Consider the following 22,912-nt stretch of genomic DNA (forward strand, 5'->3'; position numbering starts at 1 on the left):
GGTGACATTGGGCCGCAACACAACCACGCTGGAGGAATGCATGTCGAAGATCGCAATGAAGACCCCCCTTGTCGAGATGGACGGCGACGAGATGACTCGCATCATCTGGCAGCTCATCAAAGATGAGCTCATCTGCCCCTACGTCGACCTCAGGACCGAGTACTATGACCTGGGCCTCGAGCACAGAGACGAGACAGGCGACCAGGTGACCGCCGACTCCGCCGAGGCAACCAAGCGCCTTGGCGTGGCCGTCAAGTGCGCAACCATCACCCCCAACGCCCAGCGCGTGGAGGAGTACCACCTGCACCAGATGTGGAAGAGCCCCAACGGCACCATCCGCTCGATGCTCGACGGGACCATCTTCCGTGCCCCCATCGTGGTCAAGGGCATCGAGCCCGTGGTGAAGTGCTGGAAGCGCCCCATCACCATTGCCCGCCATGGCTACGGTGACATCTATAAAAACGTCGAGTATCGCGTGCCTGGCGCAGGGAAGGCAGAGCTGGTCTTCACCGACGCCGGAGGCCACGAGGAGCGTCGCCTGATCCACGACTTTGACCAGCCCGGCGTTATCCAGGGCATGCACAACGTGGACTCCTCCATCGAGGGATTTGCGCGCAGCTGCTTTGAATACGCCCTCTCCACCCACCAGGACCTGTGGTTTGCCTCAAAGGACACCATCTCGAAGATTTACGACCACCGCTTCAAGGACATCTTTGCGGACATGTACGAGGCCGAATACCGCGGGCGCTTCGAGACTGCCGGCATCACGTACTTCTACACCCTCATCGACGACGCCGTGGCACGCATCATGAAGAGCGAAGGCGGCTTTATCTGGGCATGCAAGAACTACGATGGCGACGTGATGAGCGACATGCTGTCCTCGGCGTTTGGGTCTCTCGCCATGATGACCTCGGTGCTCGTCTCGCCCCACGGGCAGTACGAGTACGAGGCCGCTCACGGCACGGTCCAGCGTCACTACTACAAGTACCTGCGCGGGGAGGAGACGTCGACCAACTCGGTTGCCACCATCTTCGCGTGGACCGGGGCGCTTGCCAAGCGCGGCGAGTTCGACGGTACGCCCGATCTTGTGGACTTCGCAAGGCGCCTAGAGCGCGCGACCGTGAAGACCATCGAGGACGGGCGCATGACCGGTGACCTCGCCCACATCACCACGCTCAATAACCCCACCACGCTCAACACGCGTGACTTCATCCTCGCTATCCGCGATGAGCTTGAGGCCGGCAGCGAGTAGGACGGGCGTCCTCCAAGGGTCCAGAGTAAGGTTGGGGGCGAGGCCATGGCCTCGCCCCCGCTTTTCACTCGCCAGTCGACCATGAGACAAAGGGACTGTCCCTTTGTCTCACTACCTTACCGTCGCCCAAGGTCTGCGAGTGCCACCGCAATATTGTGCTCCTGATGAAATCAAGAGTTACCTACACCAGCGTCTTAACCTTCGCGAGCAGGGTGCGAACGTCATCGATCCTCGTGAGACCGGTCTCCTTGTCGATGATCGAGCTGTAGACGTGGGGGATGACCCTCCTCACGCCGGCGTCCAGCACGACGCGCATGACCTCGTCGAAGTTGTCGAGGGTGATGCCGCCCGTGGGCTCGAGCACGAAGTCCTTGCGCGCGCAGGCCTCCGCGAGCGCCCTCAGCTCGTCCTCGCAGCGAAGTCCCCCCATCGGGAAGAACTTGATGGAGTCGCCGCCCATCTCACGCACGATGTCGATGGCCGTGTCGGCTGGCACGAGCGCCGGCGCCTTGGAGCCCTTGGAGACGGGGCCCGTCGACACCTTCACGAGGCCGGGCACGCCGGACGGCGCACACATAGCGTTGATGTGGCACTCGTCGTTCCCGGCGTTCGCGCGCGTCGCGCTGACCTCGCAGAACGCCTGGTTGAAGTGGTTCGCCTTGACGCTCCTCGCGACCTCGGCGACCATGTAGCACTGCTTGGGGTTGCCGCCCCCCAGGCCGACCGAGAGGTTGCCGTCGAGAACCTCCATGTAGCGCTCCATGTCCCCGACGCACGTGGGGACGTCCGGGTAGTCCGCGGTGAGCACGCCGACCTCGACGTGGTGCTCGGCGGCCTCGTATATCTCTCGCGCGTTCTCCAGGTTCCCGCCCAAGACGTTCAGGCAGACGCGGTCGTTGTAGTAGTCGATTGCCATGGTCTATGCCTCCATGATCTCTCTCAGTCGCTCCGCGACGAGCTCCTTGTCGCCGTCGAGCATCGGACGTGGGTCGAGGTCCAAGAGCCCGAGGCTGAGGAACTCGGCACGCGCCCAGACGATCGGGTCTCCCGCGCGCAGCCTCTCGTTGACCCCCTGCATGGTGATTCCGGCGGGAGCCCCCTCTCTGAGGGACACGCGGCAGCGGTAGATCGCGCGGCCCGCCTCGTCCCGGACCTTTTCGGCCCTTAGGCCGTGAATCCCGTTGACCGCGCCGACGAGCCAGTCGACCTTCGCCTCGTTGGCCGCGGCCTCGGCCTCGTGGTCGCGGGCGTCGTACTGGTCGAGGGCGGCGAGGAGGCCGACGATCTGCTCCTTGCCGACCTTCATCGCGCGGCCGATGCCCGCGTACTGCCTCCGGACGTTGGCCACGATGTCCGCCCGCCCGGTCACGAACCCGGACGTCGTCGCCTCGATGGCCTTGGCCCCGCTGTACGTCACGGCGTCCGCCCCGAGCGCGATGTACTTCCGGAGGTCCTCCTCGGCGGCGCAGTCCATCACGAAGGGGAGCCCGTGCGCGTGCGCGATGTCGCACATGACCTCAGGGGTCGCCATTCCCTTCTGCACGCAGTGGTGGCTCTTCACGTAAAGGAGTGCCACGGTCCTGTCGCAGATGGCCTCCTCTATGTCCTCCGGCCTCACCTCGTTGGCCTGGCCGGCCTCCACAGGCACGCCGCCGCCGAGCCTGATCATCGTAGCCATGGGGGCGCCGTAGTTGATCGAGTGCCCCTTCTGGAGGACGACCTCGTTCGGCAGGCCGGACGAGTCGGGCAGGCGCATCATGTCCGACCACCGGCCCCGCGTCACGAGCGCCGCGACCGTTAGCGCTATCGCGGCCGACGCGCACGACGTGGGGCAGGAGTCCTCCGCGCCGGTGTGCCGGGAGATAAGCTCGCCAGCACGATTCATGAGGTCCTCGACGACCACGTAGGACTGGCCGCCCTCCTTCGCGGCCTCTGCGACCCGGTCGCTGAAGGCCGAGACCCCGAGCACCGTCACCCTGCCGGACGCGTTGACCACGCGCTTGAGGCCGAGATCCTGGTAGATTCCCAAACCGAACCTCCTAACCGAGCAGGGCGCCCAGAATCATGGCTCCGAGAATGGCTCCACCGGTCATTTCCTTGCCCATCTTGTAGAAGATTGCAGCGCCAATAATTGCGCCAATGCCGGCATACACGTTGTAAAAAGCAGCAGAAATCATGATGAGGGGAGCGAGGTAACGACCAGTTGTGTTGCCTGCGCCCATCATGATTCCGGTTCCACCAACCGCAACTCCCTCAGGCATGAACTTGCGAATCAAGATGACCACGGCACCAATCGCAGCGCCGATGAGCGCTCCAATAATAAGAGCAACGAAGAAGTTCGAGAACGGAAGTTCCCATCCCATAGAGAGGAAGAGACCGGGAAGACCGATGCCAACACCGGTCATGAGCGAGCCACCGATATCCATCAGACCGACCAGTGGCCCCTCAAGGATACGAGCAATCAGAAATCCTGCGGCAAAGCCCGCAGCGGCTGTGAAGTCACCGGTGTCGATGCCGCCCTGGAGCATTGCAACGATAGAAACCTCATTGAAAGCTCCGGTGTGGAACTTGAGATACATAAAGGTGCCAGCGAAAATCGCTGCGGCAGCACCCGTAACCAGCAGAATGAAGGTCGAATCTTTTATCATAAACTTGCTAAAAGCAGACATCTTTGGCGCCTCAGTGACCACCTGGTCGTTTGCTTCGTTTGCCATAGTAAGATCCTCCGTCTCTAGAAGTTGTTGAAGAAGCCGCGGAAGTAGGCAATTGCGATAAACATCACGACAACGATTGCGATGAGGACCTTTACTACATTGCTCTTGTAGCCGTTCTCATCTGCAGTCTTACCAATCAGAATGCCGAGGACAATTCCCGGGATAGCGTTACCGCTCACGAGTGCAGAGATGCCGCCGAGGACAGTTCCCCAGATGCCGGTTTTCTTACCACCATCAAGCGCTGCAAGCCAGAACACCGCAGGCATGACAGGGTTAATCAGCCATGTGGTCGCCGGCACAAGAACTCCGGAGGCAACGTCGGAAAGCTTCTGAGGAATAATCGAAGACAGGGAGTTCAGGAAGGTAACGAGAACCGCGCCAACGCCCGCGCCTGCGATTGCCATCTTGCCGGGATCTTGAACGGTCGCTTCGACATTCTTGTTCCTCGTCAGGAGGATACCGGCTGCCCAGTTAGGAATGATGCGGTGCATGACGTCTTGGGTAAGCGCACCCGCTGCAACAGCAGAAGCTGCAGAGGAGAAGAGAAATCCCAGGCCAAATGAGAAGTGCGCAACGGGGTCTCCACCGCATGCGTTCATCTCGCCGAGAGTTCTAAACGAACCCATTGACTGAACCTCTGGAGCATGGAACATGCGGGAAGCACCCGCTGCGATACAAGCGCCACCAATGGCTCCGATGATGATTGAATAGACAATGATTTCAACCATTAGACCTCGCCCCTCTCGAACTCCAAGTACTTTACGTTCACCTTTATGCTTGCCGTGACGTCATAACGCGTTCTCTCTCTGGGCATAAACACGCCCAGGAAGTGCTCAGTGAACTCATTCTTGACGACTCGGTCGAACACCACGCTTTCCGCGGTCATCTGGACTATCGGAGCCTCGATCTCCGAAAAGACCTTGCTTCGCAGTGCCTTGAACAAATCGTTAGAGGCATCGACGAGGGTCTCTCCCTGGGCATGAACCCGTATCGTGCGAACGTCTTCTGCCAGGAGCTCTTCTCCCTCAAGTGAGCACAGTTCCTCATCAACGCCCTTCTCGAACACGGCATCCATGACTTTGCCGGCAGTCCGAACCGCATCTCCCCTACTCGCCATGGGTCTCACGCCATGCCTGGACTATCTTCTCGCCAAGCTCCTCGACATCCAGAAAGCCTAGGCCGATGGCCTTGTTGCCTTCCTTTACGGCCGTATAAGCAGCATCAGCGCTTCGAAGCTCGGAAACGGCAGGCCATCCATACTTGGTGTGAGCGGTAAGAGCACCAGCGCCACCAGACCCGCAGAAGCTAACCCCGAGGTCGGCACCCTTCTCGTTCATCACATCGCCGAGCTTCATGTCCGCGGCCATGCCGGGGATAACGTAGGCAGTTCCACCAGCCTTTTCGACCCCGCGGGCGACGGCCTGGCCCTTTCCAAGCCTGTGCCCAATTACAACCAGAGGACGCTTTACTTCGCTCATTACTTCTCTTCCTTTCTCAAGGCAACTTCAATATGAGTAGCAAGGAGGAAAAACTCCGACTCGCTAATCCCCTTTGAGCCGTCTCCGTAGGCGATTTGAGCAACCTCACGGGCAAGTTCAAACGCATGGGAAGACACCTCTCCAAAGGCGTCCTCGAGGCCCTCTATAAACTTGCCCGTTTCCATACGACGCTTTAGGGCATCAATGTGGTTGCGGAACATGGGCTCCTGTGTGTCATCGAGGACAATGCCCTGAGACGATAGGAAGCTTTCGACGCGATTAACCGTCGGGGACAAATCAAACGTTTCAGAGGAGGCCGTAGGAGCGGGTTTAGTGGCGATATCTTTCAATGTTCTCCCCCTTTGAATAAACACTCTCGATAACCTCGGCCTTTTTCTTAAGAGAGATGGTGTCTCCAGTCGAATCGGCGACCACATCATCTGAATCAGTGAGGGAGACAAGGTTGACGTCGCCAATCATGCCTGGCTTGAGCTGGCCCAGCCCCTTGAGATGGAATTGTGCTGCGGGGACGCTTGTAACCTTCCTTACGGCATCAGGGAAAGACTCTCCAAGGCTTACAAGCTTGCTCATAACGGCGGCGATGCTGTAAACGGGACCCTCGTAATTCTCAACATGGAGATCGGTAGAAATCGTGTCGCAGCCGAAGCCGAGGGCAAGTGCCTTCTCATACGTCTTGAAGCTGAAGCTCTCGATTCCATGACCAACGTCGAACTGAACTCCACGGGCACGTGCATGCAGCGCCTGGGAAAGAATGTTGCCCTCTTCCGTAACAATGCCACCGGGCTTACCGTGGTAGGCGTGAGTGATTCCATCGCCTTTCTCAAGAAGGTCAAGAACGTCATAGAGGGCAGGTGGAAAGTTTCCTACATGGACGAAGAGCGGGAGACCCAGCTCATGGGCAGTTCGTGCGGCGACGACTATGGGACGCAGACCCTCTTCCCCCACAACACTCGAGGATGCACGTGCCTTGATGCCGACAATATTGTCGGCATGCTCACGCGCAACTCGCTCGCAAGCTTCGACATCAATCTTTGAGGGGTCATTAAGCTCGTGGCCGCGAAGAATTCCCTCCTTGGAGATGTTGAGAAGGGTAAAGACTTTCGTCTGAGCCTTATCAATATAGTTCGTCTTGAAGTCATCGTAAGTATCCGATCCGCTGCTGCCCGCATCGAGAACCGTTGTTGCCCCCCGCTCAAGCCCAAGCACATCGGGCTCCAACCCCAAGAATGACTTTGGATAGACGTGAGTGTGAATGTCGATGAATCCAGGGGTAACGTATAGCGAAGTCGCGTCAATTACCTCGCCTTCCTCAGGAAGGTTCTCTCCAACTTCGGCAATTCTGCCATCTCTGAGAATCACGTCTCCGCGTGCACCCATAAGGCCGTTAGCTGGCGAGAGGAGCATTCCGCTCTTTATGGTTACCGTTTTCACGTTGACTTCTCCCTTCACTGAGGCCAAGTCATAGCACTCACCCGGAACAGTGCATATTATTGTCCCGATACAATTCTTATGTATCTCGATTGTGTTTAACGGTCGTTTCGAGACTGCAAGCGGTATCGAAACGGGAGAAGGAAAGGAAGAATACTAAAGTGTGTGGAAGAGCCGCTTGCTATATCCGCGCTTAGCTATCGATGAGGAATTATGTACAAGTACGAGGAGATCGTTCGAGACATCGAGGGATGCATCGCAGATGGCACTCTTAAGCCGTATACAAAGCTTCCTCCCGTTACAGAGCTCTGCTCCGCATACGGAGTCAGCAAAAGCACCATCAATCAGGTGCTCCAAACCCTGTCTGACGAGGGCTTAATATCGCGTAGGCAGGGGTCGGGGATATATGTCAAGGCAATTGAGACAAGCTCGATAGGCTGGAAGGCTCCGAACCAAGTTGTTCAAATTGCTCCGAGAGCAGCGAAGATGCCAAGCAATGACTCCGTCGACGTCATTGACTTCAATGTCATTAGACCAGAATCCCGAATTTACCGTTTGCTGGGAATCAGCGGGCAGTCATTCTTGTACTTTGTGACTCGCTTGCACCACAATGGATCGCTACCTACTTGCATGGAATACATCTATCTTCCTATTGAGTCTGTCGGCAGCCTCTCTATGGCAGCTGTCGGCGGAGACATCACCACAGAGGTTACGAAGAACACTGGGGTGCCCGTAGGGAGCTTCGAGAAGACCGTACGTTCGGTACTGTCAGCCAACGACGAAAGAGCCAGATTAAAGCTTGAATATGGGACACCACTCCTCGAGGTCGAAGAGGTGGGGTATCTTATGGACGGCAAGCCCTTTGGCGTCTTCATAAAGAGATTCCCTGGTGATCGCTTCGAGTTCAAGGCAACAGGCAGCGACGCCAGCTCTTCTGGAAGCTCAGGAAAAGGGCTCTAACAAACCGAAGATTGCCCCTCGTTTTGTACGAGCAGTACTTAAGCCGGCAGTGAATCCGAGTTCGCCATCTGAGATGAGCGGCCAAAATACTCTGATGGTCTTCCATCACTGAGGTACCTATCTGCTCAATCTCCAGAAGCGAGGTTTCCGATTAAGTCGACCATGAGACAAAGGGACTGTCCCTTTGTCTCACTACCTTACCGTCGCCCAAGGTCCGCGAGTGCCTCAGCGACATCGTCCACCAGCACATCGGCACCCGCCCGAACGGCCTCCGGAGCGCGGTTGAACGTATACGCCACATCTGCCTCGTCAAGAAGCGGCAGGTCGTTGAAGGAATCACCGATGCCACCAACCAAGCCCAGCCCCAGACGCTCGCGCGCAATCGCGAGTCCAGCGCCTTTGGAGCATCCCGCTGGGACAACGTCCACGGAGTCGAGGTTCTGATACGCCGCGACCCTTCCGCCAAGCAGCTCTCCCACCTCGGCAACAAAGCGCGCAGCCCTCTCTTGGCTGGCAAAGCCCAGCGAGACAACCTGAACCGATTCACCACGCTCCCCTGGCTCAACCGAGAGCGCCTCATCGACGGAGCTCACAACCCTCAGCCGCTTGAGAAACGCCTCAGGCAGCCCAGGGATGCTGCTCTCCCCCAGAACCAGATAGCCCGATTTCACGGCCAGAAATGACGGCCGCGACGTCTGCCCACGTGCGACGTCCAACACCGCCCGCACGTCGTCGCTGGGTATCTCACGCGAGAAGAGCGTGTTCCCCTCGGCATCGCTCACGCACGCGCCGCTGCTCGTGATGGCAAAGTCAAAGCCGAGCGCATCCCCCGCATCGTCGAGAACGGCACCGAGCGGACGGCCCGTGCACACGCCAAACAGGCCGCCTCTCGCACGAAACTCGCGAATGGCGTCTAGGTCACGAGGAAGGAAGCGGCGGAGCGGATGGACACGGCTGCCAATGCCAAAGAAGAGCGTCCCGTCGAAGTCGCTCGCCATCACTCTTCTCGAAATCACTGCGCTTTCCATTATTGGGCTATCTCGAATGAGCAAGCCACCTCATTCTCCTATTGACCCCGTTGGACCCACGAGCCGGTGGAGAAATCCTGAATCCAGCCAGTTGGATGCCAGTTTTTTATGTCATTGGCATCGCCGGCGATCTCATACTCGACAAGCCCATGCTCGACACCCTCGCTGTCTTTGCTCAAGAGACTGAAGTACCTCACGCGGCTGGGGTCATCCTCCGTAAGCATGTCGACGCCATACTCTGACTTGTCGCAATCAAGCCCTGCCAATGCGGTGGGCAGAACATCGGCGTTGCTCACGGGCTGCTGGGAAACGGTATAGGGCTGGCTTGCCAGCTCGTGCGTCTCGGGAGGCTTCACGAGCATGATTGGGTTCGCGGCAAAGTCAGTGAGAGCAAACGGATCGGATGACGCGAAGTAGCCGTGGTCAGCAGTAATGATAATTGTCGCATCATCGTAGAGCCCAAGAGCCTTGAGCTGCCTCAGGTACTCGCTTACCGTGTTCATGCTACCGGCTGCCTGCTGCGCACGAGATAGGTCGGTCCCAGGCTGACCGTTCTCATCCATGGTGTAGGGGTAATGCGCCCCGTTGAGGTGGATGAACCTAAAGGCGCCTGTCTCGCCCTCGTCCACCGCAGCAAGCCCAATCGACTCCAAGTCGCTCGCATATCCGATGTCGTTCGTCGTGTAGGGACCCTCCGAGCCGCGATTGGGGTCGGCCTCGCCTGTCGGCTGCTCGCTAGCCTCTACCATCGCCTGGTTGATGTCGTCCGTGTAGAACCAGAAGAACGGCTTGAACGGCCAGGGAAGGTCGCGGAACAGGGTGCACTTGTAGAGCACCCGCAGCGTTCCCTCCTCGTCGAGGGCCGCATCGGTGGGCCGCCCGTCAGTGGGAACAATGTTGAACGCATTGTCCCGGTAGTAAGGGTTGTCCGTCGGGAGGATATCGCTGTAGAGGCCTACGTCATATCCGGCGCTGGCAAGGTCGGTCAAGTACTGATGTCCCTCCGTGTAGTCAGGCACCGCACTATTGGCGCGTTGCTGCCCTACGAGCATCGTGGGAATGGCGTTTCGGGTTGGCGTGACGACGGCACTCGAGTTCTGATACCACGTGAACCCCGTCATCTCGTCGAGAAGGGCTGGATTCTCCTTAACCGCAGGCATGAGGTCCATCGAGGTGTCATACATGTCGAGTACGAAGACAATGATGTTCTTCTTGGGAGAGACCGTAAACAGCCCACGCTCCGTCATCATGTATTCTGAAGCTTCTTTGGTCGTGATTGCCGAGTCTGAGGAGAACAGGCTCGCCACGCCGACACCCTGAATCACAATCAACGCCGCAGCCACAAAAGAGACGACGCTCTGCGCAACGGAGCGGTTGATACGGCTCAACTCGAGTGGCGCAAGGAGTATCGCTGCCCAGACCAGGGTGGTCCACACCGCCGTCCTCGCATACTGGGTCCAGTCGACCACAGAGCCATCCGCGCTCGGAAGATTGCCGTTAAGGAAGATGGCTTGAACGTAGGAGGCAAGCACGAAGCCAAAGGCGAGCATCAGCGCCACATTGAAGGCACGCCCGCGAAGGAGCACGAGAACGGAGGCGATGGCAACCGCCACGGCAACCGCCGGCAGCACGAACACCTGCCATGTCTGCGAGAGGGAGAAAATGAGACTTGCGCTGTTACCGGCGATGAGCTCGTACGGGGCGGAAATCATAAGCGTCAACGAGAAGAGCGCCCCGACCAGGAGGCCGGAGACCAGACGCCTCGGCCAGCTGGGTGAGTAGCCGTTCTCGGGCCTTTTTCCGCCAGCCCCGCGTGCGGCCGCGCCGGCCGAGGCGAGCGCCTCGCGGGCCGCAGAGTCGGCCGCAGGCTTCCCGGAGGGGTCGATGCGGGAGACCGCGGGCTCGGCCACGCGGCCGGCGTCCTCATCGATGTGGAGCATCCTCGCCAGCGCCTTGCGCGTGCGCCTGAAGGCCACGCCCAGCACCGCCGAGAGCGCCACGGCCACCGCCGCCAGCGCCTGGATCGTGTAGGTCATGACCGAGGGGTCCACGTAGGCCAGCGCCGGGGTGGCGGGGACCAGCACCCACACCGCCGCGAGTGCGGCGGCGTAGAGCGCATCGTGCAGTGCGAGCGCCGCCGTCGACTTCCTTCTCGTGCTTCTCAAGGTCTCATTCCTTTCCTGCTCGAACCGACGTCAGTGCCAGATGCGCTCCGCATCCTCGTCGGTGATGATCCATTCGTTGCCATCAAGGCGCCAGTTCGCGAAGTCCTGGGAATCGCCCGAGATCTCGTACTCGCGCCAGCTGGTGTCCAGTTTCCCGTTGCTCGTCGTCATGAGGTAGTAGCGCAGGCGATCCGCGGAATCGCTGCGATCCTCGATTGCCTGGTTGAACTCACCGTAGTGGTCAAGCACATCCTGCGAGGCACCCATGCCCTTGAGCATCGTTGCCTGAAGGTCGTAGTGGCTCGCGGGCTGCTGGGAAATCTGGCAGGGCACAGAATCCGCCTCGGCAGACTGGGCGGGCTTCACGAAGATGATGGGCGTCGAGACGCCATCGAGGTCATCGGGCGTGAGATACCAGGTGCCGTGGTCTGCCGTGATGACCACCGTGGTGCTGTCATAGAGCCCCAAGCGCTTGAGCTCGCCCAGATACGTGCGCACGATCTTGAACGCGCCCACCATCTGGGACTCCCAGTCATTCGACTCCGCGACCCTGTTGCCCTCGGCATCCATGATGAAGGGATAGTGGGTCCCCTCAAGGTGGATGAAGCGGAACGAGGCATTCTCGCCGTTGACGGTTAGGCCGCTCTCCTTGAGCTTCTGGAAGTATGCGGGATCATCGATGGCGTAGGGCGTGGTGTCGGGAGACGAGGCGCCCTCGCTCGAGACCATGCCCTGGTTGAGCTGGTCGGTATAGAACCAGAAGAATGGCTTGGCAATCCATGGCATGTCGCGATAAAGCGCGCACTGATACAGAATGCGGAGGGTACTCTGCCAATCAAGGGCGCTCCTTGCAACATCCGAGTTACTCTCGAAGTTCTCGGCATGCTGTCCTAGATACTCTCTCCAGCCATCGATCCAATCCGCAGAGTCAGAGTAGATGTCCGTGGTGTAGCCCTGAGCCGCTACATCATCCAAGAAGTGGCTGTCTGAGTACATGGACGAGAGGAAATCCGCCGCATCCTCGCCCTTTTGTGGCCGCACGCCCGTAAGCAGAGAAGGGATGCCATAGCGTGTGGGAATCATAGAACCCGTGCTGTTCTGGTACCAGGTAAAGCCATCCAAACCGTCAAGCATGTTTGGGTTGTCGGCATATGCTTTCTTGGCATCCGCAGTGTCTGTCATGTCCAGCACAAAGCACACCACGTTCTTCTTGCCCGAGACGTCAAAGAGGCCCTTCTCGGTAATGGTGATGGACTCTGGCTCGGATGCCGCCTTAGACACAATGTCAACAACGCCGGCAACCTGCACGACGATCAGAGCAGCGCTCAACGCTGCGGCAGCGGCCCTCCCCACGCGCGGACGCTTGACCGCAAGAGCAACAAGGACGACGACGATCGCCGCCCACACAAGCAGGCTGATACCAGTGATGGACGCAAACTGGGTCCAGTCCACAAGGTTGCCATCGGCGACTGGCAGGCTTGAATTCATGAAGAGCACCTGCACATAGGCGCCAACGCCAAGTGCCACGGCAATGGCAATGACCACGTCAAAGACGCGCCCACGAATTGCCGAGATGGCAAGGCCGGAAACAGCTGCGATAGCGAGGCCAGCCACCACCACAACCTGCCACACTTGCTTTACGCCAAAGAGGAGGCTGTCGGAGCTGCCGGCAACAAGCTCAAGCGGTGCCACCACGAACATCGTGAGGGCGAGAAACACGCAGGCGAGAAGCGCGAGCACGATGCGGCGACGCCAGGGCAGGCCCGCCGGGCGGCGTGCGCTGGCCCCGCGCGCGGACACGCCGACCGAGGCGAGCGCCTCGCGGGCGGCGGCGTCGGCGGCCGGCTTGCTGGCCGGGTCGATGCGGGAGACCGCGGGCTCCGCCACGCGGCCCGCGCCCTCGTCTATGCGGAGGAGCCTCACGAGCGCCTTGCGGGTGCGCCTGAAGGCCACGCCGAGCACCGCCGAGAGCGCCACCGCCACTGCGGCCAGCGCCTGGATGGTGTAGGTCATGACCGAGGGGTCCACGTACGCGAGGGCCGGGGTGGCCATCGCCGTGAGCAGGCAGGCGCTTATTGCAGCAAGGCCAAGGACGTCCCACACAAGGACCAGCAGGTGCCCAGCAGTGCGGTTCGCACCCCTCAGGGAGCGGCTACTCATCATCGCTGCCCTGATCCCCCGTCCCAAACGCGCCAGCCGCGGTGATGTCCTTGCCGTCCTGCTTTGCGAGGACCTCGCCGAGGATGTACTTGCCTGCCGTCTCGCCGCCGTGGCCGAGGTTGTAGATGAAGCCGTCGCGAATCTGGCGGATCTTGTCGTTCCAAGCGGAGGAGTTCGTGACCATGTCATCGATGACGCCCTCGAGCTCGGAGAGATCCTTGGGATCAAGCGAGCGGCCAATCTGGTTGCGCAGCGTGATGTCGGTGGGCGTGATGCCAACCTGCTCGTAGTCCGGGTTGATGACCTTCATGGGGGTGTCAATGAAGAGCGACGGCTTCAGTGTGGTGAACGAGAATTCCTCGGCGATCGTCGACCAGTCGGTAATCAGCACGTCGGACTCGAGGATGGAGCCGTGGCCGGAGAAGTCCGCCTCGATGGTCAGCTCGTCGGAACTCACCTTGGAGTAGCGCTCGACGAGCGCCTCCCAGCGCGGGCGGTAGCGCTTCACGTACTCGGGGTGGGGACGAAGGATCACGTGATAGCCGTGGCCCAGCAGGCGGCCGAGCATGTCGTCGATGCAGGTGTCGAGGATGTTGTCCGTGTTCCACGAGGGGGCGATGAGGATGATGGGGCGCTCGTACCTCTCGTGCGGCATCTTCTCGTAGTCCGCCATCTCGCGGTCGAGAAGGTCGTAGCCGATCTTGGGGACCTTCTTCTTCTGCGTGTGGTAGGCCTTCTCCATGGCACGGATCTCTGCCTTCTGGTGGGGGCCGACGCACATGATGGTGTCGTAGTTGTCGTACTCCTGCTTGGTGCCAGTCATGTGCATCGAGGTCATGTGGTGGCACATGTAGATGTACTCGATGTCCTTGCGGATGTAGGAGCGCTTGATGTAGTACACGTCGAGTGCGCCGAGGGAGGTCACCACGACGTCCGCGTCCATCTTCATCATGAGGGTGATGAGGCGCTTCTGGTCGAGGAAGTACGGAATGAGGCGCGGCTCTCGCTTGGCGATGTCAAAGACCTGGTCGTCTGGGTCACTCGTCAGGTAGTGGATACGCACGTCGGAATTGTTGAGCAGCCACTCGATGGCACCCTGAAAGTACTTGTAGAAGCCCGAGCTCTCGGAGTAGAACGCCAGGTGCTTGCCATCGATCTTGAAGAAGCGCTTGTAGTCTGCCTTGGCGCGGCGGGCAAGCGGATCCGGCTGGTACCACTTGCGGTCGCTCTTGGTGGCCTCCTCGATGGCGTTGAACTCGTCGCGCGCCCTGTTGAGGTCCTCGTAGTCGATGTACTTGCGCGGCTTAACAATCACGTTGCACAGCGCCTGTACCGCAATGGAGAGCAGGTTGGAGCACACCCAGTAGAACGCCATGCCGCACACCACGTAGAAGCCCAGGAAGAGCGAGAGCGCAATGGAGAGGCCGTTAGTCGTGTTCTTCTCGGCACGAGACTGCTCGCGCTGGAGGGGGTTGATGTGGTTAGACGCCCAGCCCATGATGACTGCCGAGAGACCCGCGAGGAGCGGCATGATGAGCGACGCACCACCGTTCTCGATGGGGACAAGGCCCAGGAACTCGGTGCCGGGTGCGCCGGAATCTGTGATGGAGTGGATGACGTCCACCAGGCCAAAGAGGATGATCACCTGGATGGCGAGGGGGATGAGCGAGAGCAGGGCATGGTAGTGCCTCTCGTGATAGAGCTCGTTCTGCTTCTCCTCGATGGTCTCGCGGTCGCCGTAGTAGCGGCACTTGATGCGGAAGAGTTCCGGCATGAGCTGCACCATCACGATGCTGTTCTTCTGGCACCACACCGAAAGCGGCATCAGGATGACCTTGGAGAACAGGGTGAAGATAAAGATTGCCGCCCACCAACTGCCGGTGAGGTCGTAGGCCGGCTGTACGATAAGCGAGAAGAAGTTCGCTAGAGCCTCGAACATTGTGTGTGACTCCCGGATTTTCAGGTGACATTGGGACCGTGTTACCTTACCACGCGAGGGCCCATGCATGACGTCTCACTTACAAGAGTCGCGCCGAGAGGCGCAGCGTCCACGCTGCCTGCGGTATCCTCGTTCGGTGAAGTGCACGTTCGCGAGAGGAGCTTGGCATGGCAGCTGTTGGCACTACCGTTCTGGTCGGGCAGTCCGGAGGCCCCACCGCCGCGATAAACGCAAGCCTCGCAGGGGTCGTGAGCGCCACGCACGCGGCCGGCCTTGACGCGGTAGGCATGCGCTACGGCATCCAGGGGCTTCTCGACGGACGCACGGTTGACCTTGACGAGCGGCTGGGCAGCCCGGCAGAGCTCGAGCTTCTCTCCCACACGCCTTCGAGCTACTTGGGCAGTTGCCGCTACAAGCTGCCGGACCCGACAACGGACGAGGCGCCCTATCGCAGGCTCTTCGAGCGCTTCGACGAGCTTGGGGCCTGCGCGGTTCTCTACATTGGCGGCAACGATTCCATGGACACCATCGCGAAGCTCTCCCGCTACGGCAGGGCCATGGGCTCCGGCATTCGCTTTGTGGGCGTGCCCAAGACGATAGACAACGACCTCATCCTCACCGACCACACGCCCGGCTACGGCAGCGCGGCCAAGTTCATTGCCGCCACGATGGACGAGCTGGCATGCGACGCAGACGTCTACGACCTTGGGAGCGTCACGTTCGTCGAGATCATGGGGCGCGACGCCGGATGGCTTGCCGCCTCTGCCGCCCTTGCAGGAGAAGCTGGCGGCCACGCGCCCGACCTCGTGCTCCTTCCTGAGGTGCCCCTTGTGGAGCAGACGCTGCTCGAGCGCATCTCCGACCTTATGGTCAGAAAGAACACCGTGGTCGTGGCGGTAAGCGAGGGCGTACGCACGCCAGAGGGCACGCTCGTGTGCGAGGCGAGCGGCGCCACGGCGCACCTCGACGCCTTTGGGCATGCAGCCGCGCTCTCGGGCACGAGCCGCTACCTTGCAGACCTCGTGCACCAAGAGCTGGGGTGCAAGACGCGCGCGGTCGAACTCTGCACCACCCAGCGCTGCGCGGCGCACCTTGCGAGCCAAACGGACCTCACGGAGGCCGCGGGCCTTGGCGCGTACGGCACCAACGCTGCCCTTGGGGGTGCGTCTGGGGTCATGAGCGCACTCGAGCGCGTGTCCGACAGCCCCTACGAGGTGCACTACAACCTGGTTGACGTGAATCGCGTGGCAAATGCCGTGAAGGGTGTGCCGGCAGAGATGGTGAGCAAGGACGGGATGGGCGTAACGGAGGAGTTCTTGCGCTATGCACGTCCGCTTGTCACTGGCGAGCCGTCGCTCTCGTTCGTGGGTGGCGTACCGGCACACGTGGCGCCGCTGGCGTAGTGACCGGGGCTACCCGAAGAGCGGGGCATCGCGGGATTTTGTTGCCGGGCAATGGAATCCCGTTGCCTGGCAGCGGGATTCCATTCCGGGGCAGGGCCGGGGTCGATACACATTCGTCACCCGAACGTGTATCGACCTGCACGGATCACGCATTCGGATGCGAATGTGTAGCGGGGAGGGCTCCCGGGGTCGGGCAGCGAGCCAGGCGGGGCAACGCCGGCCCCCCACCTCCCTTCTCTAGCGGAATCCGTGACTCGACCTTCTCGGCAACTGGATAAACGCGACCCTCGGCTCATGGAAACCGCTAGAGAATGATGACGAGGACGATTCCGTGACGAATCCCGAGGCGAACCCTCACCAACTACACCGTTACGCTGGGCCTGCCGTGGCGCAATTGCCACGTTTGCCGAACAATTAGCTCTGCCTAGCGGCGAAGAGGGCATAATGGAAGCAAAGTGCGGAGGCATGTTGTCTTCCGCAGACGAGTGGTGGGGGCTACTCGCACAAGGAGGGGATTCGCAGAACGGTGACAGTCGCATTGTGCAAAATAGGCATCTGGGGGAGGTTTGTGCAATGCTGAGAAGCATAAGGAATGGAAGACGGAAGCCCATGGAGATTAGCGCAGACCGATGGGTCTCCATGGTCGGCAAGGGTGCACTCCAGGATTACCAGGATTGCTTCGTCCGAGACTATCGGATACCGCTTCTTCTCGTCGACACACAGGGCAAGCCCCTGCTCGTCCCCTCGCTTAAAGTCGACTTCTGCGACTTTGTGCAATCGGGCGTCCCCCATGACTGCTCGGGCGTTGCAGGGTATGACGCAGCAGACGTCGTTCGCTACTTTGAAAGCAGGCGGGTCTTCGACCCTCTGCTTAGGACCTGCAACTTTGGCATAACTACCTTTGCCGTTCCCGTCTTCTTCAACGCACGCCTCGTCGCCCTGTGGCGCTGCGACGGCTTCGTGTTCGACGACACCCCCCATTCCGAGCAGCTTAGCGCCAAGTTCGACATCCCCGTCATCAGCCGCGGGGAGTTCAAGAACGCCACCTCATGGCTCGAGTGCATCTGCCGTCTCCTCGACATTCACCTCGACGCCACGGCAGGTTCCAGCAATCCCGCACCCACTCGCGTCCTCTCGCCCGTCCTCACCCCGCGCGAGAACGAGATTGCCATCCTGGTGTGCGACGGGCTGAGCAACTCCCAGATAGCCGACCGCCTGTTCCTCAGCGAGAAGACCGTGAAGACCCACATGAGCAGCATCCTCGCCAAGCTCGAGGTGAAGAACCGCGTGCAGCTCATCTGCGAGTACTCGGATTCGTTCGACACGGACAAGCGCCAGACCATGGCGGTGTGATGCCATGCGGCCTCCCAAGCTCCTCTTTGTGTGCTCCAACGAAGAAGCGCGCCGACGTTTCAAGGATGGCCTCGGCGCATATGGCTGCAACGTCGTCCTCTGCTACCGTGCCGAGGAGGCGTTCCGCATCGTTCGCACCTATCGCATCGACGTTGTGATCTTCTCCGTGGAGCTGCAGGACATGAGCGGGTATGAGGCCTGCCGACGCCTTCGCGAGCTCTACAACATCGTCGAGCAGCCCGTCGTCATCTACTCCACGCACGACTCCCCCGAGGAGCGCCTCGCCGCATTCCGCGCCGGCGCCAACATCTTCACCTTCGAGCCGATACTCTTCGACCGGCTGTACTACGTGGTGATGCTTCTCGTGCGCGGCAAGCGCATGATGCAGCGATCGATGCCGCTCGAGCAGATGCTCCGAGTGGCCGACAAGCAGGCCACCAACGCCACCGAACCGCCCACAGAGATCGTTGGCTCCAACGGCACGCTCTTGAAGTCCGACGCGCTGCGCTGGACCGACGTCCTCACGCAGAACGTGGGTCTCGCGCAACAGTCCCAGGCCATCGTCCACGAGATGGTCAACCTCACGCTCGACCTGGTGCCGCGTTACGGCTCCATCGAGAAAGTCCTCTCCTACCTCGACGACCTCTGGGAGGGCACGAACGCCCGGATAGAACTCGACTGCGTATTTGGGAACGAGGGCAAGCGCTACTCGCTCGACGTCGACCATGCCACGACGGACGGCGCATGCGCCCTCATACTCATGTTCTGCGAGGAGATTCTTGACGGATACGCCCCCTCGGAGGCGCTCGACCGCATTGCCGCAGACGGCTCCGTGAACCGCGACGAGGTCGAGTCGCTGCGCCGCGTCCTCGTCGCGGACGACTTCATATCGAACATCTTTGGCTAGAACGCGCGCGGGATGCGGCGAGAGACACGTCGCATCCCGCGGCAGCGACATCAGAACGGAGTCTCGCTCCCCACGTAGCACTTAACGCCATGGCCCTGAACCACCTTACGGAGGCTCTCGAGCTTCTCGGGCGCGGTGGGCTTGTCGTCCGCAAAGGCGTACGTCATCGAGAGCTCCTCCCACTTGCTCACGCCAAGACGGTGGAACGGGAGGATGTTGAGTTCGTCCAGGCCCACCTCCCTCATGAAGGCGCCAATCTTGTCGAAGTCCTCCTCGGTGTCGTTGAAGCCCCGAATGACCGGTGTGCGCAGGATGAGGCGAGCGGCGCAGTTGGAGTTCGCGAAGGCACGGATGTTCTTCAGCACCTGCTCGTTGCCCATGTCCGTGTACTCGCGGTGCTTCTCGGTGTCCATGCTCTTGAGGTCGTTGAAGGCAAAGTCGATGTGGCGCATCACGCTGAGGTAGACGTCCGTCGCGGCAAAGGCCTCCGTCTCGATGGCCTTGTGGATGTATGCCTCGTCGCAGCGCTCCAGCACGGCGAGAAGGAACTCGGGCTGGAACATGGGGTCGCCGCCCGAGAAGGTCACGCCGCCGTTGCCGGACCAGTAGTGGCGGTCACGCTCGAGGATGTGCATGATCTGTTCGACCGTGTATTCCTCGGATATCGTGGCCAGGGCATCGTCGAAGCAGGCCTTCACGCACTCGAACGTCGTGCAGACGTGGCACTTCTCCCAGTCGAACTTCATGGGGTGGTCCGGGCTCTGCGAGTTGTCGCTCACGGCACCGTAGGGGCAGGCGTCCATACAGCGCGTGCAGCGCTTGTCGGCACGGTTCACGCACTTGGAGGCGCGATAGAGCTTGCCCTGCCGGTTGTAGAAGCTCTCGGGGTTGCAGCACCACCTGCAGCGAAAGGGGCAGCCAGACATGAAGATGAGCGTCCTGCAGCCAGGGCCATCGTGAACGCTGTAGGACTGTATGTCGAAGACCCTTCCCTTGAGCTCTCGGTCCCTGTCGCTCAATGGTGCGGAAAGACTTCTCCTCATCGTCTGTCTCCTCTCGCGTTGGCAAACATCACAGCCTGGAAACTGTCCGTTTGGCCTTGATTATTGGCGATGGGCGAATCTCGTCCGTAGTGCCAAGGTCCCGTCGGCGGGCGGAATTCGGGAGACGGACATACGACTTTGGTCCTAGATGCGACCTTTGGCGCTAGTGGACGCCGAGAAGATACGACCGCCAAACACGAGCCTGGACCCATCTCAAATTGCTATTGGCCACGCACAATGACGGTTGGTAAGAGGCGGCACAGAGCCGTCATGGTTTTCTATCGAGGAGGTCAGAATGGCACAACTCCATCCGATGAAGCTGACCGAGGTCCTGGCAGAGAGAGGACTGTCGCTCGAGAGCCAGGCCAACGGAGAGGCCCCGAAGGAAATCCAGGACCGCGAGATCAAGAAGGAGCCCACGAAGCGCGCCAACTATCTGCGCAATATCTACTTTGACACGCTTTCGTCGCTCGACATGCAGGAGTCCTATTGGTACACGCGCGCCGCTATGGAGCATGATGGCGAAGTCCCCATCATGCGCCGCGCCTACGGCCTGAAGAGCGTGTTCCAGCACCTCGACACCCCCATCTGGCCGCACGAGCTGCTCGTTGGCGCCAAGGCCGGCTTCTATCGCGGCTCCGCACCGCTGCCCTGGCTCACCGAGAGCTTCTTCATGGACAAGGACTCCGACCTCTACAAGGCCGCCCTTGCCACGGGTGCCGAGTCCAGCGCCGAGGTCTCCCGCTTCGGCGCCGGCGGCGGCAACGTCACAAAGAGCTTCGGCAACGTGGTCTCCGTAGGCGGCAAGTATGGCGTCCGCCGCGAGATCGTCCCGGCCATGCACCGTCTGGCCTACACCTGGGCCGGCAAGTCCGTCGAGGACGTGGGCCGCAAGTACGAGCAGATGGTCCCCGAGTACAAGACCAAGGAAAACATCATGAAGTCCGTGGTCTGCAACTTCGACTCGGGTTTCACCATCCCGCAGGGCCGCGAGGTCATGAACTATTACTACGTCCTCGAGTACGGCTTTGACGGCCTCATCGATTACTGCGAGAAGCGCGCGGGCGAGGTCGCCGGCGACGCTGGCGGAGACGGCATCTCCGGCATGGACCGCCTGTACTACTACAAGTCCATGGCCGAGCTTTGCCGTGGCCTGTCCACCTGGTTCGATAACTACGGTCGCGAGGCCGATCGCCTGCTCACCTGCACCGAGGACGAGACCGAGCGTGCCGAGCTCCAGGAGATCGCCGAGCGCATGCACCTTCTCGCCCATGAGAAGCCCAAGACGTTCAAGGATGCCTTCCAGACGATCTATCTGCTGCACCTCGCCGAACTCAACGAGGACGCCATGTCCGGCCTGTCCCCCGGCCGCATCGGTCAGGTCCTCTACCCGTACTTCGAGCAGGACATCGAGGCCGGTCGCCTCACCGAGGCCGAGGCCGAGGAGTGGAACGAACTCTACCGCGTCAAGATGACCTGCATCGACGCCTTCGCGTGCACCGGCGTCGTGGGCGGCGTCCTCTCGGGCAACACCTTCAACAACGTGTGCATCGGCGGCCTCGACCGCGACGGCAAGTCCGCCGCTAACCGTCTTGAGATGCTCATCCTCGAGGCCGGCATCAAGTGCCAGACCACCCAGCCCACGCTCTCGCTGCTCTACGACGAGGCCACGCCCGAGGAGTTCCTCCTCAAGTGCATGGAGTGCATCAAGACCGGCGCCGGCTACCCCGCCGTCATGAACAACCGCATCGGCATGGAGTTCATCCAGAACCAGTATCAGCACGAGGGCATGACCGTCCGCGAGTCCCGCGCCTGGTCTGTGGGCGGCTGCCTCGAGACCTCGCCCGGCACCTGGATGCCCCTGCGCCACGGTGGCAAGCTCTACTGGATCCCCGGCGGCTCCGGCCAGCCCACCTCCGTTGGCGTCCACTTCCTGAACAACCCGAAGATCCTCGAGCTCACGCTCAACAACGGCTTTGACCATCGTACCGGCCTCCAGGTCTTCGAGCCGCACAACCGCACCTTCGACACGTTCGACGAACTCGTCGACCAGTACAAGAAGTACTACGAGAAGTCCGTCGAGGTCCTCAACAAGTGCATGAACATCCAGCACGACGTCTGGCGCAAGTTCACGCCGTCGATGGTCAACTCGCTGCTCAAGCCCAACTGCCTCGAGCGCGGCCTTGGCATCGCCCAGAAGGGGTATCGCTACAACGCCACGTTCAACATCGAGTGCTGCGGCATGTGCAACCAGATCAACTCGTTCGCAGCCATCAAGAAGCTTGTCTACGACGACAAGAATTACACGCTCGACCAGCTCAAGGACGCTCTCGACCACAACTTTGGCTACAAGACGTCCAAGGAGGTCGGCTCCGAGTCCCTGAAGGACCAGGAGAAGCGCGACGACGATGACGGCCGTTACGACGAGATTCACGCGGACTGCCTGCGTGCGCCCAAGTACGGCAACGACAAGCCCTATGTCGACGACATGCTCTACGACTGGGAGCACTGGTTCTGCGAGGAGATGCCGCATAAGTTCGAGTCCCTGTACGCCGAGCCCCTCTACGTGTGCCAGATGTCCGTCTCCACGCACGGCCCCGAGGGCGCCGTCACCGGCGCTACCGCAGATGGCCGTCTCGAGGGCACAACGTTCGCCGACGCCTCGATGTCCGCCTACCCCGGCACCGACACCCATGGCCAGTACGCCCTCTTCGAGTCCGCGACGGGCTGGGATCACGCCATGTCGCAGAACTCCCAGATGAACCTCAAGATTCACCCCAGCGCCACCAAGGGCATTGAGGGCTCCCGCAAGCTCCTGGACCTCACCCGCGCCTACATGCGCAAGGGCGGCTTCCACATTCAGTACAACATCGTGGACTCCCGCGTGCTCAAGAAGGCCCAGGCTCACCCCGAGAACTACCGCACCCTGCTCATCCGCGTCGCTGGCTTCACTCAGTACTGGGTCGAGATCGGCAAGCCCATCCAGGACGAGGTCATCGCCCGTACCGAGTACGAGTCCATCTAGTCCAGCTACGCACTCCCACGACCTTCTCGAGAAAGG

The 22,912-nt window shown here is 60.6% G+C and carries 19 protein-coding genes; 6 read left to right on the forward strand and 13 right to left on the reverse strand.

From position 1 onward, the window contains the following. The first annotated feature begins 40 nt into the window (after positions 1-40). A complete protein-coding gene (locus ACO59D_RS06515; RefSeq protein WP_485126284.1) occupies positions 41-1,252 on the forward strand; it encodes an NADP-dependent isocitrate dehydrogenase in 1,212 nt (403 codons plus the stop codon). A gap of 181 nt (positions 1,253-1,433) precedes the next feature. Here the strand turns inward: ACO59D_RS06515 and dagF are convergent, their stop codons facing one another. From dagF to ACO59D_RS06555, 8 genes are all read right to left on the reverse strand, one after another. Further along, positions 1,434-2,168: a 2-dehydro-3-deoxy-phosphogluconate aldolase gene (gene dagF, locus ACO59D_RS06520; RefSeq protein ID WP_485126285.1), complete on the reverse strand. Its 735-nt coding sequence runs from the start codon at positions 2,166-2,168 to the stop codon at positions 1,434-1,436. Between the two features lie 3 nt (positions 2,169-2,171). Then, a complete protein-coding gene (locus tag ACO59D_RS06525) occupies positions 2,172-3,281 on the reverse strand; it encodes a DgaE family pyridoxal phosphate-dependent ammonia lyase (protein WP_485126286.1) in 1,110 nt (369 codons plus the stop codon). A 10-nt stretch (positions 3,282-3,291) separates the two neighbouring features. Continuing rightward, entirely contained in the window at positions 3,292-3,966 is a 675-nt protein-coding gene (locus ACO59D_RS06530; RefSeq protein WP_485126287.1) for a DUF4310 family protein, read from the reverse strand. Between the two features lie 17 nt (positions 3,967-3,983). Continuing rightward, the gene (locus ACO59D_RS06535; protein WP_485126288.1) at positions 3,984-4,694 is read right to left on the reverse strand and encodes a DUF4311 domain-containing protein; all 711 of its coding nucleotides are present in this window, start codon (positions 4,692-4,694) and stop codon (positions 3,984-3,986) included. Further along, positions 4,694-5,083, reverse strand: coding sequence for a DUF4312 family protein (locus tag ACO59D_RS06540; RefSeq protein ID WP_485126289.1), 390 nt, complete (start codon positions 5,081-5,083; stop codon positions 4,694-4,696). Before ACO59D_RS06540 ends, ACO59D_RS06535 begins: the two co-directional genes overlap by 1 nt. Next, the gene (locus tag ACO59D_RS06545) at positions 5,073-5,444 is read right to left on the reverse strand and encodes an SFCGS family glycine-rich protein (RefSeq protein ID WP_485126290.1); all 372 of its coding nucleotides are present in this window, start codon (positions 5,442-5,444) and stop codon (positions 5,073-5,075) included. Before ACO59D_RS06545 ends, ACO59D_RS06540 begins: the two co-directional genes overlap by 11 nt. Beyond that, positions 5,444-5,629: a hypothetical protein gene (locus ACO59D_RS06550; protein ID WP_485126291.1), complete on the reverse strand. Its 186-nt coding sequence runs from the start codon at positions 5,627-5,629 to the stop codon at positions 5,444-5,446. Before ACO59D_RS06550 ends, ACO59D_RS06545 begins: the two co-directional genes overlap by 1 nt. 145 nt (positions 5,630-5,774) lie before the next feature. Further along, complete coding sequence (locus tag ACO59D_RS06555; protein WP_485126320.1) at positions 5,775-6,914, reverse strand: amidohydrolase/deacetylase family metallohydrolase; 1,140 nt, start codon at positions 6,912-6,914, stop codon at positions 5,775-5,777. Between the two features lie 192 nt (positions 6,915-7,106). Here ACO59D_RS06555 and ACO59D_RS06560 point away from each other — a divergent pair, with 192 nt between their 5' ends. Then, positions 7,107-7,853, forward strand: coding sequence for a GntR family transcriptional regulator (locus ACO59D_RS06560; RefSeq protein ID WP_485126292.1), 747 nt, complete (start codon positions 7,107-7,109; stop codon positions 7,851-7,853). A 197-nt stretch (positions 7,854-8,050) separates the two neighbouring features. Here the strand turns inward: ACO59D_RS06560 and ACO59D_RS06565 are convergent, their stop codons facing one another. The 4 genes from ACO59D_RS06565 to ACO59D_RS06580 are packed head-to-tail and all read right to left on the reverse strand — an operon-like array spanning position 8,051 to position 15,145. Continuing rightward, entirely contained in the window at positions 8,051-8,869 is an 819-nt protein-coding gene (locus ACO59D_RS06565; protein ID WP_485126293.1) for an HAD family hydrolase, read from the reverse strand. 50 nt (positions 8,870-8,919) lie between these two features. Then, the gene (locus ACO59D_RS06570) at positions 8,920-11,046 is read right to left on the reverse strand and encodes an alkaline phosphatase family protein (protein WP_485126294.1); all 2,127 of its coding nucleotides are present in this window, start codon (positions 11,044-11,046) and stop codon (positions 8,920-8,922) included. Between the two features lie 30 nt (positions 11,047-11,076). After that, positions 11,077-13,206, reverse strand: a complete 2,130-nt coding sequence (locus tag ACO59D_RS06575) for an alkaline phosphatase family protein (protein ID WP_485126295.1) — start codon at positions 13,204-13,206, stop codon at positions 11,077-11,079. Beyond that, positions 13,199-15,145, reverse strand: a complete 1,947-nt coding sequence (locus tag ACO59D_RS06580) for a YidC/Oxa1 family membrane protein insertase (protein ID WP_485126296.1) — start codon at positions 15,143-15,145, stop codon at positions 13,199-13,201. Before ACO59D_RS06580 ends, ACO59D_RS06575 begins: the two co-directional genes overlap by 8 nt. A 167-nt stretch (positions 15,146-15,312) precedes the next feature. Here ACO59D_RS06580 and ACO59D_RS06585 point away from each other — a divergent pair, with 167 nt between their 5' ends. The 3 genes from ACO59D_RS06585 to ACO59D_RS06595 all read left to right on the forward strand — a co-directional run bounded on the left by ACO59D_RS06585 (position 15,313) and on the right by ACO59D_RS06595 (position 18,808). Further along, entirely contained in the window at positions 15,313-16,548 is a 1,236-nt protein-coding gene (locus ACO59D_RS06585) for a diphosphate--fructose-6-phosphate 1-phosphotransferase (RefSeq protein WP_485126297.1), read from the forward strand. Between the two features lie 609 nt (positions 16,549-17,157). Further along, positions 17,158-17,901 carry a LuxR C-terminal-related transcriptional regulator gene (locus tag ACO59D_RS06590; protein WP_485126298.1) on the forward strand — a complete coding sequence of 248 codons (744 nt, stop codon included), beginning with the start codon at positions 17,158-17,160 and terminating at the stop codon, positions 17,899-17,901. A gap of 4 nt (positions 17,902-17,905) precedes the next feature. Continuing rightward, positions 17,906-18,808 carry a response regulator gene (locus ACO59D_RS06595; RefSeq protein WP_130811008.1) on the forward strand — a complete coding sequence of 301 codons (903 nt, stop codon included), beginning with the start codon at positions 17,906-17,908 and terminating at the stop codon, positions 18,806-18,808. Positions 18,809-18,858: 50 nt separating this feature from the next. On the opposite strand, the gene hpdA is transcribed toward ACO59D_RS06595, so the two are convergent. Beyond that, the gene (gene hpdA / locus ACO59D_RS06600) at positions 18,859-19,851 is read right to left on the reverse strand and encodes a 4-hydroxyphenylacetate decarboxylase activase (protein WP_485126299.1); all 993 of its coding nucleotides are present in this window, start codon (positions 19,849-19,851) and stop codon (positions 18,859-18,861) included. Between the two features lie 295 nt (positions 19,852-20,146). Between hpdA and hpdB the strand changes: the two genes are divergently transcribed. Then, positions 20,147-22,876 carry a 4-hydroxyphenylacetate decarboxylase large subunit gene (gene hpdB, locus ACO59D_RS06605; protein WP_485126300.1) on the forward strand — a complete coding sequence of 910 codons (2,730 nt, stop codon included), beginning with the start codon at positions 20,147-20,149 and terminating at the stop codon, positions 22,874-22,876. Positions 22,877-22,912 lie beyond the last annotated feature (36 nt).

The organism is Tractidigestivibacter sp. (assembly GCF_057241865.1).